Below are 17,465 nucleotides of genomic sequence, written 5' to 3' on the forward strand. Positions count from 1 at the left end.
TGCGCCTCCTCAGGAATGGCTGATGAACTTGGTGACAAGATAGGCGTCCATGCCTTCGGACCCGCCCTCGCTGCCGTAACCGCTTTGCTTGACGCCGCCGAAGGGCGTTTCGGTCATGGAAATGGCATTGTTGTTGATGCCGAGCATGCCCGCCTCGATCGCATCGCCCAGCATGGCTGCGGTGCGGGCCGACTGGGTGAAGGCATAGGAGGCAAGACCATAGGGCAGACGGTTCGCCTGCTCGATCACCTCGTCGAAGCTTGAGAAGCGGGCGGTGACGGCCAGCGGCCCGAACGGCTCCTCGTTCATGGCAAGCGCGTCCTGCGGCACGTCGGATACCACTGTCGGCGCGAAGAAATAGCCCCTGTTGGAGCCGCGTTCGCCGCCGGTCTTGACCTTGGCGCCGCGCTGCACCGCATCCGCCACCATGCGCTCCATGGCCGGCACCCGCCTGCTATTGGCGAGCGGCCCCATCTGGCTTGCGGGATCAAGCCCGTCGCCGACCTTCAGCGCCGCCGCGGCCTTGGCAAAGCCTTCGACAAAGCGATCATGAACGCTGTCATGGACATAGAACCGCGTCGGCGAGATACAGACCTGTCCCGCATTGCGGAACTTCGCGAAAGCCATGACCTTGATCGCAAGATCGATATCGGCGTCCTCGAAGATAAGTACCGGCGCATGGCCGCCAAGCTCCATGGTGGTGCGCTTGACACCGGCCTGGGCAGCGAGCACCGCAAGCTGCTTGCCGACAGCCGTCGAGCCGGTGAAGGTGATCTTGCGGATGCCATCCGACGCGATCAGGTGCTCGGACACATCGGATGGCTTACCATGGACAACGTTGAGCACGCCCTTGGGCAGGCCGGCATCGTCAAGCGCGCGGGCGATTTCCAGCACCGTGGACGGCGTCTCTTCCGATGGCTTGATCACCATGGTGCAGCCGGTGGCCAAGGCCGCGGAAATCTTGCGTGCGGGGATGATGCCGGGAAAATTCCATGGGGTGAAGCCGGCAACAGGTCCTACCGGCTCGCGCGTCACCAGCCAGCGGGCGCCGGACACGCGGGAGGGGATGACGCGGCCATAGGTGCGACGGCCCTCGTCGGCGGTCCAGTCCAAGATGTCGGCGGAGATATGCACCTCCTGGATCGCCTCGCCGATCGGCTTGCCCTGGTCCATGGTCATGCGCGGGGCGATCTCGTTGGTGCGCTCGCGCAGGATATCGGCGGCCTTGCGGATGATCTTGGCGCGGTCATAGGCGGTCGTTACCCGCCAGGCCTTGAAGGCACGGCTTGCCGCCGCGACCGCCCGGTCCAGATCCTCAGCCGTGGCATGCGGCAGGGCGGCAATCGGCTCGCCGGTGGCGGGATTGATGACATCCTCCGTCACCCGGCCCTCCGCACCAAGCCATTCGCCATCGACGAACAGTTTCAACTCACCATAGGAATGGGCCTGCATCACGTTTCCTCCCTCGTGGTCGACCTGGAATATGGCGGAGACGAGGGCTTGACGTCCTCGCTCCTTGTCCTGGATGGCGGCATCTTATCCGCCGTCATGCTCCGGCTTGTCCCGAGCATCTATCCACGTCTGATGTCGGCAGATCCTCGGGACAAGCCCGAGCACGACGTCAGAAGCTGACGACGCCTTTCCAAAATTTCAGCGAACGCCAACGCCCTCAGCGCACCACGAAGAGCGCGTCGAGGGCCACAACCCCCTCCCCCTCGCCATAAACGACGAGCGGGTTGATATCGACTTCGGCGATCTCGGGCGTCGCCCGCATCAACGCACCAAGCTTGATCACCACGTCCGCGACGGCCTCCACGTCGCGGGCGGGCTGGCCCCGGAAGGGACCGAGAAGCTTGGCGGCCTTGAGCTTGCGGATTTCCGCAATCGCTCTGTCGCGGCTGATATCGGCCGGCAGCAGCCGGGCATCGGCCAGCGCCTCGATCCAGACTCCACCGAGGCCGACCAGCACGACGGGCCCCCATTGCGAATCGCGCTTGGCGCCGACGGCCATTTCCAGTCCCGGCTTCGCCATGGTCTCGATCAGGACACCATCCAGCACAAGGCCGGGCTTGTGGTTCGCGATCTTGGCCAGCATCGCCGCATGGGCCGCCCGTAGGGCCGCCTCGTCAGCGATATTGACGGCCACGCCGCCCACATCGCTTTTGTGGGCGAGGCTTGCGGCCTGCGCCTTCATGACAATGGGATAGCCGATGCCGTTTGCGATGCTCACCGCTTCATCTGCCGTCTTCGCCAGCGCCCCCTTGGGAATGCTGATGCCAAGGTCGGAGAGGATGCGCTTACCTTCGTGCTCCACGACAAGGCCGGAGCCCGGCAGCGGCGAAAGCCTCTCACCTTCCGGCGCCCGGTCGCGGGTGGCGGCCAGTGCCGAGGCATAGGTCGAGACAACAGCCATGGCCCGCATGGCCCGTTCGGGCGAGCGGAAGAAGGGGATGCCGCTGTCGCGCACGGCTTTCAGGAAGCCCGCATCGAGCGGATAGTCGTCGCCGATGATGTTGAAAATCACGGGCTTGGTCGCGGTTGCCGCGACCGGCAGGATGGCATCCGACTTCTTCACCTGCATCGGCGCGGAACCGCCAGCATGGGACAGAAGCACGATGCCGACATTGGGATCCCTAAGCATCGCGGCTGCGGAGGTTCCGAAAATTCCGGGATTGGCAAAGCCCGTCGTGCCGATATCAAAGGGATTGTCGACATGCACATAAGGCGGCACGAGCGATGTCAGCTCCTCCTCGACCTCCCTAGACAGCGTGGCAATCGGCAGCCCGATACGCTCGCAGAAATCGAAGCAGAGGCCGCGGATGGCGCCGGAATTGGTGACGATGCCGACATCCCCTGGCGGTGGCGCAGGATAACGGGCGAGAATGGCGGTGACGTCGAACAATTCGTCCGTCGTCTCGACCAGGGCCACGGCCTCATTGAGCACGGCGGTTCGCATCGTTTCGTGGTCGCCGGCCAGAGCGCCGGTATGGGATTGGGCCGCCGCCTTGCCGCGCTCGCTGGAGCCGGGATGCAGCATCACGATCGGCTTGCCTAATTCGCGGGCGCGCCGCGCCACCGACAGGAATTTCTGCGGATCGCGGATCTGCTCGACATAGACCGCGACGATGCTGTTGACCGGATCCTCGATCAGGTGGGCGATCAGGTCGTCGGCCGCCAGCACCGCCTCGTTGCCGGTCGCCACCACATAGGACACACCGATGTCGCGGGCATGCATGGCAAAGCGGATATTGGCCGCGGTCGCCCCGCTCTGGGCGACGATCGCCACCCGCGACCGCTGCCCGGCATCGCGGACATCGACCGGCTCGAAGGTCAGCGGAATGCCGTCGAGATAGTTGGTATAGCCCATGCAGTTGGGACCAAGCATGGCAAGACCCGAGCGGCGGCAGATCTCCGCCAACTCGTCCTGCTGCCGCCGGCCCTCGTCTCCGGCCTCTGCGAAGCCGGAGGAATAGACGATGACGCCGCCGACCTGCCGGTCGACACAGGCCAGCACCGAATCCTTGATCGCCGCCTGCGGCACGATCAGCACCACGACATCGACGCCAACAGGCAGGTCGGCAATCGACTTCACACAGGGGCGGCCATTGATCTCGTCGCGCGAGCGGCTGACGAGATGCAGATCGCCGGAAAAGCCGAACGCCTCCAAATTGTGCAGCACGCCGCCACCGATCGAGGTGCGCTCGGGTGCAGCCCCAACGATCGCGATTGATTTCGGGCGCAGGAGCCGCTCGATATCGAACGGCGTTGAGGCGGTCATCCTCCCATCAGCCATGGCCATGTCCTAATCGCGGCGATAGGCGCCGAGGCCCGGGCGGAAGGATTTTTCGTCCAGGAACTGGCTCATGCCGGTGTTGCGGCCGTTTTCCGGGTCGCGCAACTCGGTCTGATCCGACTTCGCCATCAGATATTCGCCCGCCTGCTCCCAGGTGAGATCGCGGGTGAAGCGGCAAGCGCTTTTCGCCTGGCGCAGCACGAAGGGGTTCTTGCCGATCAGCGTCTGGGCAAGCTTGCGGGTCTCCTCGCGCAGTTCCTCCGGCGGCACCGCCTTGTTGACCAGCTTCATCTCAGCCGCCTGGCGCCCGTTGAAGGTCTCGCCGGTCATGATGTAGTACATGCAGTCGCGGAAGCTCATGACTTCGAGCACGGCCTTGGTGACGATGCCGGCGGGGATGATGCCCCAGTTGATTTCCGAGAGGCCGAAGGTCGCTTCTTCCGAGGCAATCGCCAGATCGCAGCCCACCAGGAATTGGAAGGCGCCGCCGAAGCACCAGCCATTGACCATCGAAATCGTCGGCTTGGGATAATACATCATGCGGCGCCACTGCCAGGCGGCATTGGCGCGGAACAGGCGTTCGCGCTGGATCGGCGGGATCTTGTCGGTGGCGCGGAAATACTCCTTGAGGTCCATGCCGGCGGAGAAGGATTCGCCCGCGCCGGTCACCACCATCACCCGGCAACGATCGTCCTCTTCGAGCGCGTCCATGATGGCGTTCATCTCCCAGACGATGCCGGGATTGATGGCGTTGCGCTGCTTGGGACGATTGAGCGTCACCCAGGCGATGCCGTCTTCAAAATCCACGGTTACATATTCGCCCCATTTGCCGGGGGCGGCCAATCCTGCTTGATTTTCCATAATAATCTCTCCCTATGTCGAAATGGATATCAGGGAACCGGATATCCTGTCAAGCGCTTCCTAACCGCGTCCAAGGAAGGGCATTTCCACCGGCAGTATCGTGCCTTCGTAGAGATTGACGTCATCCGGCAGGGTTGCCATCAACAGCACCACGCGGGCCACATCCAGCGGCATCATGGTGGCCGGCCGCGGCTTATCGGTGACGCCGGGAACGAGAGAGCTGACGGTCGAGCCGGGATGAACCATGGATACGGCAATGCCATGGGGGCGCCCGTCGATCGCCATGGAACGGGTCAGTCCTTCCAGGGCAAACTTGCTTGCCGCGTAAGCCGCCGTGTGGGGTCGCGGCACCTTGGAGGAGAGGCTGCCGACATTGATGATACGGCCACGCTTTTGCATCTGCATCAGTTCCAGCGCCGCACGGCTGCAATAGAAGACGGAATGCAGATTGGCGGCGATCACCTCGTGCCAGCGCTCGTTCGTCAGTTTCTCGGTGGGGGTGTGGTCGGCGATACCGGCATTGTTGACCAGGATGTCGAGGCGGCCATAGGTCTCGCGCACCGTCTTGAAGAGCGTGCCGACCTGGGCATCGTCCGTCACATCGGTCTGCACGACAAGCGCCCGCCCGCCGGTAGCCTCGATCTCCGCGGCAAGTTCCTGCAACTTGTCCAGGCTGCGGACCGCCAGCACCGTGATCGCCCCTTCCGCCGCCAATGCCAGTGCGATGGCCCTACCAATGCCGGAGCTTGCGCCTGTCACGATGGCGACGCGGTCCCTTATCGATATCATGGTCGATCCTCCTCCTGACTGAGACTTAAGTCTGCGCGATGCCCTGATAGATCGCCTCCAGCCCGCGCTGGTCGCGCACCCCAAGCTTGCGATAGGCGCGCTGGCGATAGGTGACGATGCTGGATGGGGCGAGCCCGATCCGCTCGGAAATCTCCCGGTGGGTGCGGCCCAGAAGCAGCCCGGCGGATACCTCCGCCTCGCGCGCCGAGAGCGCATAGCCCGACTGCAACAGCCGATCAGCGATCTGCCGAAGGGGCGGATGCAGCGGCACCGGCTGGCGTGCATTCACCAGGCGCAGATGTTTCGCCAGAATGGCCATGATCAGCGGCGCCAGCGCCTCGATCCGCTCGACCGCAGGAAGTGGAAACGGTCCGCTTTCCCGAACCCGGTAAAGGCCCGCAACGATGCGCGGATCGCCCTGGTGATAGAGGGTCAGGCGCTCCAGCACGTCGGCCCGCTCGTAGCAGTCGCGGCGATATTCCGGGTCGCGGATCCCGTTCCAGGCCTGGCGCAGGACCTGCACCCGGCCTGGCGGATGGGTCGCCTGCAGCAATTGCCGCGTCGCCAGATCGCGCTGCCAATAGCGCCGCGCATAATCCAACGAGGCCCGCTCGGCAAAGCCCGGTATCCCGGCATGATCTCCACGGGCAAACAGATAGGAGAGTGTTCCATCCTCCTCTACCTTGAAAGCGGAGCAGAGATCCGCCTTGGCCAAAAGGCGCATGGTGAGGAAATAGCGGTCGGGGAAGTCCGGCTCGCCCAGAGCGTCCGTCAACACGGCCATGGCGGCAACGGCATCGACATCAGGCATAACAGCACCTGCGCGCGTTGTGACTGCCGAGAGCTTGTCCTCCCACTGAGGGGACACGGGCCGCGTCGGCGGATCGTATCATTAGACAGGCCGCAAGACGCCTGGATACGGAGGAATACTCATGGTCGATGCACCGAAACTTCGAAAACTCTACCACTTTTCCTATCCCTGCCGCGACGGGGAGGAGACGCGCGCCTTTTACGAGGATCTGCTGGGCCTGCCGCTGGTCAATTGCATGACGGCCGAGCGCGTGCCGTCCACCGGCGAGGAAAAGCCCTATGCCCATTTCTTCTTCGAGCTTGGCGACGGCTCCTACATGGCCTTCTTCGATCTCGGCGAAAACGCCATGCCGCTGCCCTCGCCCAACACGCCGGATTGGGTTCAGCACTTCGCCATGGAGGTCGATTCCGTCGAGGAGGTTTTGAAGATGAAAGAGCGGCTGCAGGCCGCCGGCGTGAAGACAACCGATGTCATCGACCACGAATTCATCAACTCGATCTATTTCTTCGATCCGAATGGGTTGCGGCTGGAGGTGACGGCGCGCACCGAAGAGCCGGGCTACCTGGAAAAGGCAGCCTCCGAGGCCCATGCCGCGATGAAGGGATGGACCGAGAAGAAGGCGGCGATGATCGCCCGCAAGTCCGCCGCCGCCTGAGGCAATTTTGCGGAGGCCGGCGCCATGCCCGGCCTCCGGCTCCCTGTCGCGGAACCGCAGGTCCGCAGCGCGGCCCTGGGGTCGATCAGTCCATCTCTTGTTGTTCACGGTCGGCTCCTCCCGCCCATGGGGATCGCACGCCCTCGCGGTCGCACGATCCTGTCTTGCCCCGGGCTAATCCAGCAGTCCCTGACGCCGGCTCCAGTCCGTCACCCTGTCGATGCAGATCTTCAGAAGCTCCGGCTGGCCGAGATAGTAATGCGTGGCCTTGGGGATCTTCAGATATTCCTTGTTGGCCGTTGCCAGCGCATTCCAGATGGCGGGATTGTGGGTGGCGGGCACGGCCTCGTCCGCATTGTTCTCGATCTGCAGGACCGGCGAGCGCCTGATCAGCGCCGCATTCATCGGCCCCTTGGCATTGGACAAGTCATAGCTCCACTGGCTGAGCCAGGAGCGCAGCGTGGTGAAGCGGGCAAGGCCGACGGGACCGACATTCACGGTGCGCGGATCGCCCATGTAGCTGCGGCCGATCGCCCGGTCATTGGGATCGATTGAGCCGTCGAACCATCTGACATCGCACATGGTGCGGTGCACGACAAAGGCCCGCTCCTGCTCGAAAGACGCCTTGCGCTTGAGGTCCGCCAGCATGTCCAGCGCCCACTGGGTGATCTTGCGATTGCGTGCGACCTGGGCGGCACGAAACCGGGCGACGAACTCGGCCGTATAGGGCGGCTGGTGCGGGCAATCGGGCGAATAGATATCGAATTCCGGGTCGCGGCGATCGGGATCGAGCTCGTCCAGCACCGAAGGGTCCAGCCACTCCGTCAGCGTCTCGGCGCGGGAGAGATGGGCGGCGATGAAGATCACGCCGTCGGCCGGCTTCAGCCCCGCCTCCACCAGGTTCACCTTGTCCCCCGCCGGCGTGTGGGTCACGGTCGGATTTTCCGCCTGCGCCTGATAGAACAGCGACAGCGAACCGCCGCCGGACCAGCCGACCAGCACGACCTTTTCATAGCCAAGCTCGCCGCGGGCATGATCCAGCCATTTCCCGAGATCGATCGCCACCTTTTCCATGATCAGGGCCGCGTCGTTCTTGGGATAACGGCTGGCAGCGCAGAGCACATGCAGCCCGGCATCGGCCAGCGCCGTCGGCATGGGCAGGAGCTGAAGCGTCGAGGTCGGATGCATGAAGACATAGACGGTGCGCGACGGCGTCGCCGGCCGCAGCAACTGCCCCTCGAGATTGACCCTGCCGGAATTGCCGGCGAAGCCATAGGTCTCGCTGTATTTTGCCGTCTCGGGAAAGGAGACGATCAGCGGCACGCGCTGCCATGTCGAGGTTTGATCGGTCATCTCTGAAATCCGCTGCTGATTGCCGGAAAGGGGCTAGGCCCTGCCTACCGCTTGTCCGGGTCCTGCCACTGGGACGACCGGAACGCGGGTCGCGTCATAGGTAAACAGCCATTCGTAGCGCTGCTTGACCTTGTCTTCCTGCCACTCCGCATCGACATAGGCCGCGGCCAGTTCCGGGTCGCGGAGCGCCGCATTGTGGAAACGCGCGAGGTTGCCCTCCGCACCGCGCACGATCTTGCCCGTGCGCTCCACCCGCGCCATTTCGTATCCAGCAAAGCCTAAGCGATGATCGCCACCATTCTCCGCCAAGGCTCGGGCCAGCACATAGCCATCCTCGATCGCCATGACAGCGCCTTGCGCAAGGAAGGGCAAGGTCGGGTGGCAGGCGTCGCCGAGCAGCGTCACCCGATCCATCGTCCATCGCTCCATCGGTGGACGCAGCATCAAGGCCCATTTATAGGGGGTGTCGATGGCGCGGATCAGGGTATGCACATCCTCATGCCAGCCTTCGTAATCGGCAAGGCATTCCGCGACCGTGCCGGCCACCGACCAGGATTCGACCTGCCAGTCGGACCGCTCGACCACCGAGACGTAGTTCATCAACTGGCCGCCGCGCAGCAGATACTGGATGACGTGCCCACCCGGCCCGATCCAGTTGGTGCCGACAGGCCGGCGCATATGGGCCGGCAACCGCTCGATCGGGATCACGCCGCGCCAGGCGACGATGCCGGTGAATTTGGGATCATCCCTGCCGAACATGGTTTCGCGCACCTTGGAATGCACGCCATCGGCGCCGACAGCAAGGTCGGAGCGCGCTGACGTCCCGTCCGCAAACGCCGTTGTCACGCCCTGAGCGTCCTGAGTGATGCCGACGCATTTCTTCGACAGCTTTATGGCATCCGGCTTGATGCGCCGCACCCCGGCCGCCAGCGCCTGGTGCAAGTCGTTCCTATGGATGGTGACATAGGGATAGCCATAGCGCTCGATCGATAGCGGCCCCAGGTCGAACAGTTTCCAGGTCTGGCCGGTATTCCAGAGCCGGATCTCCTTGCCCTCGGCCTGGGTGGCCACGGCCATGATGTCATCCTCAAGGCCCAGTTCGAACAGGACCCTGGTGCCATTGGCGCTGAGCTGAACGCCGGCGCCGACCTCCTTCAACTCGGTCGCCTGCTCGTGGACCTCCACATCGAAGCCACGACGCAAGAGCTCCAGAGCCGCGGTCAATCCTCCGATGCCGCCTCCGACGACGGATATCTTCATTTTCGCTCCCTCGAATTCCTCGCCGGCAGTGTCGCGACCTCAGGTAACGCTGTCAACATTTTTTGATATGGTATAATGCAATTTGTCTTTAACTAACGTCGCTGCCGTGGCAAAATCCGTCGATGCAAAATTCCGAGAGCGTGGAAATCAGGCCAAGGCGGCGTCTGAAATCCAAAAAAGCCAAGCGAAGCCGCAAAAAATTCTGCGCCTATATCTGGCTTCCTGATATATTTTGGATAAGATCGCGTCACGCCGACAGGGAGGTCGGAGACTTTCCGCAGATCATCCTCGACGCGGCTGACAGACGTGAGGGGACTTGTATATAGTCAAAATGAATTGCCTAATGACGAACTCCGACGCGGGGGCAAGAGGCGCGGCCGGAGTTTTGAACTGGGCGATGGTGGGCAGGTCCAAACGGATCCCTGCCGATCGAAATCAAGGGTTTTCAGGGAGGAGACCATGGTTATCAGAAGTCCGCAGGATTTTGGCGCGGGCATATTGTTCATCCTCTTCGGGCTTGGCGGTCTCTATGTCGGATCCGACCTGACATTCGGCTCGGCCCGCAGCATGGGGCCAGGCTTTTTCCCGATGATCATCTGCGGGATGATCCTTACGATCGGTGTGGTCGTGACGCTGAAGTCGCTGGCCATCGAAGGCCCCGCGATCGAACGCCTGCAGTTCAGGCCGATCGCCATGGTGCTTCTGGCCATCGCCGCCTTTGGCCTGCTGATCGCTCATGTCGGTGCGATCATTTCGTCCTTCCTGCTGATCCTGTTCGCGGCCTATGCGCGACGCGACGTTGACCTGAAAGAAACCATCCTCTTCGCCGCGGGCACCGCAGCCTTTGTCGTCATCGTGTTCGCCTATGGGCTGAGCCAGCCGATGCCCGTCTGGTGGGGCCGCTAAGCATGGAAATCTTCGACCATCTCGCCACCGGCTTCCTTGCAGCGGGTTCGCTTGAAAACCTGATGTTCTGCCTGATCGGCGTTGTGCTCGGCACGCTGATCGGCGTGCTGCCAGGCATCGGCCCGATCCCGGCGCTGGCCATCCTCCTGCCCATCACGTTCGGGCTTGATCCGCTCTCGTCGCTGATCATGCTGGCGGGCATCTATTACGGCGCCCAGTATGGCGGTTCGACCACCTCGATCCTGGTCAACATGCCGGGCGAGGCCTCGTCGGTGGTCACCTGTATCGAGGGCCACCAGATGGCCAGGCGCGGCCGCGCGGGAGCGGCTCTGGCGATCGCGGCGCTCGGCTCGTTTTTCGCAGGCACGATCGGCACGCTGTTCATTGCCGCCTTCGGCCCCCCGCTCGCGGCCGTGGCCCGCCAGTTCAATTCGCCCGATTATTTCGCGCTGATGCTGCTGGGCCTGGTCATGGCGGTCGTTTTGGCCCATGGCTCGGTGCTGAAGGCCGTAGCCATGGTGCTGATCGGCCTGCTGCTCGGCCTTGTCGGAACCGATATCAATACCGGCACCACGCGCTACACCTTCGATCTGAACGGGCTCTGGGAAGGCATCGACTTCCTGCCCCTCGTGCTCGGCCTCTTCGGCATCGTCGAAATCATCCGCAACCTGGAAAACCCGCCGCCCAAGCGCGATGCCATCAGCACGCGGATGCGCGATCTCTGGCCGACGCGCAAGGAATTCCGCGAGGCCTATCCCGCAGCCCTGCGCGGCACGGGTCTCGGCAGCCTGCTTGGCGTGCTTCCCGGCGGCGGCGCGGTGCTGGCGGCATTTGCCAGCTACACGCTGGAAAAGAAGATCACCAAGGATCCCGGCAAGTTCGGCAAGGGGGCCGTGGAAGGCGTGGCCGGTCCGGAATCGGCCAACAATGCCGCGGCGCAGACCTCGTTCATTCCGCTTTTGACGCTTGGCATCCCGTCCAACCCGATCATGGCCATCATGATGGGCGCGATGATCATCCAGGGCATCCAGCCAGGTGCCGCCGTCATGACGACGCGGCCCGAGCTTTTCTGGGGCATGGTGGCATCGATGTGGATCGGCAACCTGATGCTGGTCATCATCAACCTGCCGCTGATCGGGATCTGGGTGAAGCTTCTGTCGGTGCCTTACCGGCTGCTCTATCCGGCGATCCTGTTGTTCTGCGCCATCGGCGTTTATTCCACCAGCACCGAGCCTTTCATGATGGTCCTGATGATCGTCTTCTCGGCCTTCGGCTATCTTCTCTACAAGCTGGGCTGCGAACCGGCGCCGATGGTGCTGGGCTTCATCCTGGGTCCGCTGATGGAAGAGAACCTGAGGCGGTCGCTGGTGATCTCGCGCGGCGATCCTATGGTTTTCCTGGAACGCCCGATCTCGGCGGCACTGCTTGTCGCGACCGCGCTGCTGATCGCCATGATCGTCTTCCCGCAATTCCGCCGCACACGCGAGGAGGCGTTTCAGGAGGAATAGCCTTGTCTGCCGCTCCGGCGCAGATGCGGGGGTGGTGGAACCGATGAAACCGCAGCGACCTTACGCAAAGGGAGGCAGGGCCGCTCGCAAAGACTGCAACGATATCAGGAGGAGAAACAGCATGAAGACATGGTTGAGGAGAATAGCGCAGGCCACCGCCGCGCTGGCTATGCTTGCGGCTGCGCAAGTGACATCGGTGACGGCAGCACGCGCCGCCTATCCGGAACAGACGATTACCTTTATTTGCGCCTTCCCGGCGGGCAGCGGCGCCGACGTTCTGGTCCGCTATTTCGCCGACAAGGTGGCAAAGACGGCCAATGCGACGGTCATCGTCGAAAACAAGCCGGGCGCGCTGAGCAACATTGCTGCGGAATACACCGCCCGATCCAAGCCGGATGGCTACACGATCTTCGTTCACTCCGGCAATTCGATCGCCGGCAATATGTGGATCATGAAGAAGCCGCCGATCGACGTGGTGACGGACCTCAAGACCATTGCGACCGTCAACAAGCAGGCCTTCGTAATCGCGGTTACCAAGGACGCGCCCTATAAGGACCTGAAGGAACTGACCGCTGCAATGAAGGAAAAGGGCGAGGCCGGCAGCTATGCGGTCAACGCTACCTCCGGCAAGGTTCTGGCGGAGGTCTACAAGCAGATCACCGGCTTGAACACCGTGGCTGTCCAGTACAAGACAGCGTCGGACTCGCTCAACGACATCACCAGCGGCGCGGTGGATTTCGGCTCCTACGATCCGGTATTCGCGCTTGCCCAGCAGCGTGAAGGTCGCCTGCGGATCCTCGGCGTGGGCGCAGCCGAGCGCATCAAGGGTGCCGCCGATATCCCGACCTTCAAGGAGCAGGGCTACGATATCGACCAGCTGGGCTGGTGGGGCGTCATGGTCGCCAAGGACACGCCTGACGATATCGTCAACACGATCAACGGCTGGTTCAACACCGTGCTGGCCACGCCGGAAACCCAGAAGTTCCTCGCCGACCAGGGCGGCGAAGCCTATATCACGACCCCGGCCGATGCCCAGGCGCTGATGGCGCAGACGGTCAAGGAATGGGAAGAATATGTGCGGATCGCCAAGATCCCGCAGCAGTAATCTCAGCTCAGACATTCGAGGCGGGGGGCCGGCCATTGTGCCGGCCTTTTGCGTGCGGCGCGGCGGCGATGGGGTAATCTCCGCATAAGGGCTTGTGATGAGCCTAGGGCATGTCGCGCAAAAGTGCGCAGCGGTTTTGCGATCACGACATGCTGAAAAACAAGAGGCTAAAGCGTGGCAAGCGAATCTGAAAGATCGCGACACGCTTTGGGGCCGTCTTGTGTGACTTCCCGTTCTCAGCTACCCGCTTATGCAGAAAACAAAATAGAGGGAAAACCGAACCGCCATGGCTGACGATACGAAAGACGAAGTGGCCGGCGCCGATGCCTGGGTGATGCAGCGTCCGCGCGCGATCTTTTATCTCAACCAGGCAAACCATGCGGTGCGTAGCCGGCTGGAAGCAGCACTCGCCTCTCAGCAGATCACTAGCATCCAGTATACTGTGCTGAGCGTGATCAGCAGTCGCGATGGCCTGTCTTCGGCCGAGCTTTCCCGCCGCTTTTTCGTCGCGCCGCAGACCATGAACGAGTTGATCGGCGGATTGCTTCGCCGCAACCTGATCATCCGCAAGGAAGACCCGGATAACAGGCGCATCCTGCGCATGAGCCTGACCCCGGAGGGCAAGCGCATGATGAAAGCCTGCGACGCCGCCGCGGACGCCGCGGAGAAGGATGTCTTCTCCTTCCTGCCCCAGGAAACCTACCAGCAGTTCCGCGACCTTTGCCGTCTGATCGCCCGCGAGTTGCGCGAGCGTGACGAAGCGGCGCGACAGGAATAGCGAGGGGACCTATCCCCCCACTGCTGGTTTAGCTACGGATTTCGCCGGTTTGGCGCGGTCGGGCGCACCGCTCTTCTCCTCTTCCAGAGCCGCCATGGCGATGGCCTGTCGGCGCGCGTCGCGATAGCGGGCAAACTGGGTGTCGGCGATGACGCCGGCCAGGATGACGCTGCCCATGACGGCGAAGTTCAGCGAGGAGGGTATGCCAAGCAGATTGACGAGATTCTGCAATTCCTGAAGCAGGATCACGCCCAGCACCACGCCAACAATGGAGCCCTCGCCGCCGCGCAGGGAGAAGCCGCCCAGCACGGCTGCGGCAATCGCATAGAGTTCGTAGAAATTGCCATGGGACGACGGCTGGACCGAGCGGGTGTACATGGCAAAGAACACCGCTGAGAGGCCCGTGAGCACCGCGCAGAGCACATAGGCCTGGATGATCACCTTGTTGGTATCGATGCCGGAATAGCGGGCGGCCTCCGGGTTCTTCCCGACGGCGAAGAGATGGCGGCCGAAGACCGTCCGGTGCAGCAGAAACCAGGCAAAGACCGCTACCAGTGCGAAGGCGACGACCGAATGCGGTATGCCGGCCGTCCGACCCGCAATGAGATATTCGAGCATCGGAAAATCGGATCCGAAGCTGAAGCCGGCCGTGCCGTCACGGGTATAGAAGCGCGCAATGCCGCGATAGATCAGCAACCCGCACAGCGTCACGACGAAGGGCTGCAGCCGCAGATGCGTGATCAGCCAGCCATGCAGCAGCCCGATCGCCACCGCCAGGACCATGACGATTGCGAGAGCCAGCGGCCACGGAACCCCGAAGCTCGCGATTAGATCGACAAAGATTACCCCCAGCAAGGCAATCACCGACCCGATCGACAGCTCGATACCGGCCGTGACGATCACGAAGGCTTCCGCAATGGAAAACAGCCCGAACAACCCGATCAGATTGGCCGTGTTCGCAAGATTGACGGGCGAGAGAAACCTTGGATTGACCAGGGCGACGATCGCTCCAACCGTGATCACCAGTGTGGCAAGGCCTATATCTTTCTTCTGCATGCTGCTGAGTTCCTATTCCACTGCCAACTGCAGGATGTTCTCTTCGGTCAACTGATCCCGCCCGAGCGTGCCGGCGATGCGGCCACGGCACATCACCGCGACGCGATCGGATATGCCGATGACCTCTTCCATGTCCGAAGAGATCACCAAGAGGCCGACGCCCTCTGCGGCCAGCGCCTGCATCAGCCGATAGACCTCTGCCTTTGCGCCGACATCGATGCCGCGCGTCGGCTCATCCAGGATGATGATCCGCGGTTTCATCGCCAGCCACTTGGCCAGCACCACCTTCTGCTGGTTGCCGCCGGACATTTCCGCCGCAGCCCTTTGCAGGCTCGCGGTCTTGATATTGAGTTTCTGCCGGGACATCTCCGCCAGGGACTGCTCCGCGGCGTCATCCACAAAGCCGGTCCGGGAAAGCGACACGTGGCTTGCCATCGCGATGTTTTCGAGGATCGAGAAATCGAGGAACAGGCCCTCGGTCTTGCGATCCTCGGGCACGAGACAGATGCCGGCGGCAATCGCTTCCGGCACGGACTGCACCTGATGCGAGCGGCCATCGATCTCGATGCCGCCGCCGACCACCGGATCGATGCCGAAAATGGCGCGAGCCAATTCCGTGCGCCCCGCACCGACGAGCCCGGTCAGGCAGAGGACTTCTCCTGCGCGCAGGCACAGATCGATGGCGTGCTGGGGATAGGCCTGCGTGCGCAGTCCCTTGAGTTCCAGCACGGGCATGCCGATGTCATGGGCCGCCTTTTCATAGAACTGGCTGACATCCCGGCCGATCATCAGGCGGATCATCGCGTCCTTGGTGATGGCGTGCCTTTCCAGGTTGCCGGCATTGCAGCCATCGCGCAAGGCCACCACCCGGGTCGCCACATCCTCGATCTCGGCGAGGCGATGGGTGATGAACAGGATGGCGACACCGGCGGCACTCAATTCGCGGATGACATCCAGCAAGCGCCGGGTTTCCGACAGGGTGAGGCTTGACGTGGGTTCGTCGAGGATCAGCAGCCGCGGATCGATGGACAGTGCGCGGGCGATTTCCAGCAATTGCTGGTCGGCCAAAGACAGGTTGGCCACCGCGTCGCGGGGCCCGAAGCGGGCACCGAGCAAAGCGAGGATCGGCGCGACCTTGGCCTCCATCGACGCCTGGTCCAGGAAGCCGAACCTGCCGCGCCTTATCTCGCGGCCAAGCAGCACATTGGCGGTCACGTCGAGATTGGAAAACGGATTGAGTTCCTGGTGAACCAACGCAATGCCGCGCTCCTGGACGCGCGCGGGCGTCAGCGCCGTCACCGCCTCGCCATCCAGGATGATCCGGCCTTCATCCGGGGCGACCGCGCCGCTCAACACCTTCATCAACGTGGACTTGCCCGCGCCGTTTTCACCGATCAGTCCGACCACCTCTCCGCCGCGAATGCTGAGCGAGACATTGTTCAGCGCGACGGCACCCGGATAGACCTTGGTGATCCCCACAAGATCGAGCGCTATGTCTTTGGTTCTCATGCCGGTCATCGACGCTTCACAATCGTTGGGACGGAAAAGGGCTGCACGGATGACGGATATCCGTGCAGCCACGGCAGCGGTTCAGGAAGCCCCCTATTTCCCGATGCGCGCCTTCAGTTCGGCCGCAAAGGCATCGACATTGCTTTTGTCGATCTTCTTGGTCGGCACGATGATCAGCCCGTCCGCCGGGATCTGCGACTTGTCGCCCTTGAGATAGGCCGCCATCAGCTTCATGCCCTGATAGCCCCACTGATAGGGATCCTGGACCACGGTGCCGGCGAACTGGCCTTCTCGCACGGCGCCCAGCGTGACCGGATCTTCATCGAAGGCGATCACCTGGATCTGTCCCAGCTTGCCGGCGGCCTGCAGCGCCTCGTAGATCTTCGGCGGATTGTAGGAGTAGAAGCCGACCATGCAGGTAATGTCGGGATTGGCCGCCAGCACGTCGTCGACATTCGACCGGGCGCGGGCAAAATCGACGTCGTCACCACGCACATCTACGAGTTCGATACCAGAGCCTTCAACCGCCTTGCGGAAGCCAGCTATGCGTTCAACGGCGTTGTCGGCTCCCAAAAACCCGACGAAGCCCATGCACTTGCCCCCCTTCGGCATGGCCGTCTTGGCAATCTCGCCGGCCTGCACGCCGGCATCGGTGTTGGACGAGCCGAGATAGGCGATGCGCTTGCTAGCCGGGGCATCGCTGTCGGTGGTGAACAGCGGCACCTGGGCGGCAATCCGGTTGAAGGCATCGATCGAATTCTTCGGATCGGCCGAGGAGATCATGATCGCGTCCGTGCCGGCGGCGACCAGGTCGTCCATCAGGGCATTCTGCAGTGCGGCCGTGCCCTGGGCAGGATAGCGGAACTGCAGGTCATAGCCCGGAAGCTCCGCCTGGGCAGCTTTCACCCCGGCTTCAGCCAGTTTCCAGAAATCGGACGCGGCATTGACGACGAATGCGAGCGCCGGCTTGTCTTCGGCCAGTGATGGCCCCGCGGCAAGCACCATGCCGGCTGCCAGCAAGATGGACTTAAGGTTCTTCATAATGTTCCTCCCGGCGACCTCTTTTCCTCCAAGGTCACCC

General features: G+C 62.8%; 15 protein-coding genes. 5 read left to right on the forward strand and 10 right to left on the reverse strand.

Annotated features, from left to right (window positions below):
- Positions 1-9: 9 nt before the first annotated feature.
- From B9A97_RS12725 to B9A97_RS12750, 5 genes are all read right to left on the reverse strand, one after another.
- The gene (locus B9A97_RS12725; protein ID WP_084365713.1) at positions 10-1,452 is read right to left on the reverse strand and encodes an NAD-dependent succinate-semialdehyde dehydrogenase; all 1,443 of its coding nucleotides are present in this window, start codon (positions 1,450-1,452) and stop codon (positions 10-12) included.
- 217 nt (positions 1,453-1,669) lie between these two features.
- The gene (locus tag B9A97_RS12735) at positions 1,670-3,793 is read right to left on the reverse strand and encodes an acetate--CoA ligase family protein (RefSeq protein ID WP_210189699.1); all 2,124 of its coding nucleotides are present in this window, start codon (positions 3,791-3,793) and stop codon (positions 1,670-1,672) included.
- 9 nt (positions 3,794-3,802) lie between these two features.
- Positions 3,803-4,654 (reverse strand): p-hydroxycinnamoyl CoA hydratase/lyase, encoded by an 852-nt coding sequence (locus B9A97_RS12740; RefSeq protein ID WP_084365716.1) that lies wholly within the window; start codon positions 4,652-4,654, stop codon positions 3,803-3,805.
- A gap of 60 nt (positions 4,655-4,714) precedes the next feature.
- Positions 4,715-5,443, reverse strand: a complete 729-nt coding sequence (locus tag B9A97_RS12745; RefSeq protein WP_084365717.1) for an SDR family NAD(P)-dependent oxidoreductase — start codon at positions 5,441-5,443, stop codon at positions 4,715-4,717.
- A 25-nt stretch (positions 5,444-5,468) separates the two neighbouring features.
- A complete protein-coding gene (locus B9A97_RS12750; RefSeq protein WP_084365718.1) occupies positions 5,469-6,254 on the reverse strand; it encodes a helix-turn-helix transcriptional regulator in 786 nt (261 codons plus the stop codon).
- A 121-nt stretch (positions 6,255-6,375) separates the two neighbouring features.
- Here B9A97_RS12750 and B9A97_RS12755 point away from each other — a divergent pair, with 121 nt between their 5' ends.
- Complete coding sequence (locus tag B9A97_RS12755) at positions 6,376-6,909, forward strand: VOC family protein (protein ID WP_084365719.1); 534 nt, start codon at positions 6,376-6,378, stop codon at positions 6,907-6,909.
- 174 nt (positions 6,910-7,083) lie between these two features.
- Here B9A97_RS12755 and B9A97_RS12760 read toward each other — a convergent pair whose 3' ends face one another.
- Together B9A97_RS12760 and B9A97_RS12765 are read right to left on the reverse strand one after the other, a co-directional pair.
- Entirely contained in the window at positions 7,084-8,262 is a 1,179-nt protein-coding gene (locus B9A97_RS12760) for an alpha/beta fold hydrolase (protein ID WP_084365720.1), read from the reverse strand.
- Positions 8,263-8,295: 33 nt separating this feature from the next.
- A complete protein-coding gene (locus tag B9A97_RS12765) occupies positions 8,296-9,522 on the reverse strand; it encodes an FAD-dependent monooxygenase (RefSeq protein WP_084365721.1) in 1,227 nt (408 codons plus the stop codon).
- 459 nt (positions 9,523-9,981) lie between these two features.
- Here B9A97_RS12765 and B9A97_RS12770 point away from each other — a divergent pair, with 459 nt between their 5' ends.
- The 4 genes from B9A97_RS12770 (at position 9,982) to B9A97_RS12785 (ending at position 13,819) form a co-directional block, all read left to right on the forward strand.
- Entirely contained in the window at positions 9,982-10,428 is a 447-nt protein-coding gene (locus B9A97_RS12770) for a tripartite tricarboxylate transporter TctB family protein (protein ID WP_084365722.1), read from the forward strand.
- A gap of 2 nt (positions 10,429-10,430) precedes the next feature.
- Positions 10,431-11,936 carry a tripartite tricarboxylate transporter permease gene (locus tag B9A97_RS12775; RefSeq protein ID WP_084365723.1) on the forward strand — a complete coding sequence of 502 codons (1,506 nt, stop codon included), beginning with the start codon at positions 10,431-10,433 and terminating at the stop codon, positions 11,934-11,936.
- 121 nt (positions 11,937-12,057) lie between these two features.
- Positions 12,058-13,041: a Bug family tripartite tricarboxylate transporter substrate binding protein gene (locus tag B9A97_RS12780; protein ID WP_084365724.1), complete on the forward strand. Its 984-nt coding sequence runs from the start codon at positions 12,058-12,060 to the stop codon at positions 13,039-13,041.
- Between the two features lie 286 nt (positions 13,042-13,327).
- Positions 13,328-13,819: a MarR family winged helix-turn-helix transcriptional regulator gene (locus B9A97_RS12785; RefSeq protein ID WP_084365725.1), complete on the forward strand. Its 492-nt coding sequence runs from the start codon at positions 13,328-13,330 to the stop codon at positions 13,817-13,819.
- 9 nt (positions 13,820-13,828) lie between these two features.
- Here B9A97_RS12785 and B9A97_RS12790 read toward each other — a convergent pair whose 3' ends face one another.
- From B9A97_RS12790 to B9A97_RS12800, 3 genes are all read right to left on the reverse strand, one after another.
- Positions 13,829-14,875, reverse strand: a complete 1,047-nt coding sequence (locus B9A97_RS12790) for an ABC transporter permease (RefSeq protein WP_084365726.1) — start codon at positions 14,873-14,875, stop codon at positions 13,829-13,831.
- A gap of 12 nt (positions 14,876-14,887) precedes the next feature.
- The gene (locus B9A97_RS12795; RefSeq protein WP_143530434.1) at positions 14,888-16,384 is read right to left on the reverse strand and encodes a sugar ABC transporter ATP-binding protein; all 1,497 of its coding nucleotides are present in this window, start codon (positions 16,382-16,384) and stop codon (positions 14,888-14,890) included.
- A 93-nt stretch (positions 16,385-16,477) separates the two neighbouring features.
- Complete coding sequence (locus B9A97_RS12800) at positions 16,478-17,425, reverse strand: sugar-binding protein (protein WP_084365728.1); 948 nt, start codon at positions 17,423-17,425, stop codon at positions 16,478-16,480.
- Positions 17,426-17,465 lie beyond the last annotated feature (40 nt).

Origin of the sequence: Rhizobium sp. RU36D, from assembly GCF_900176345.1 — a bacterium.
Taxonomy (GTDB): Bacteria; Pseudomonadota; Alphaproteobacteria; order Rhizobiales; family Rhizobiaceae; genus Allorhizobium.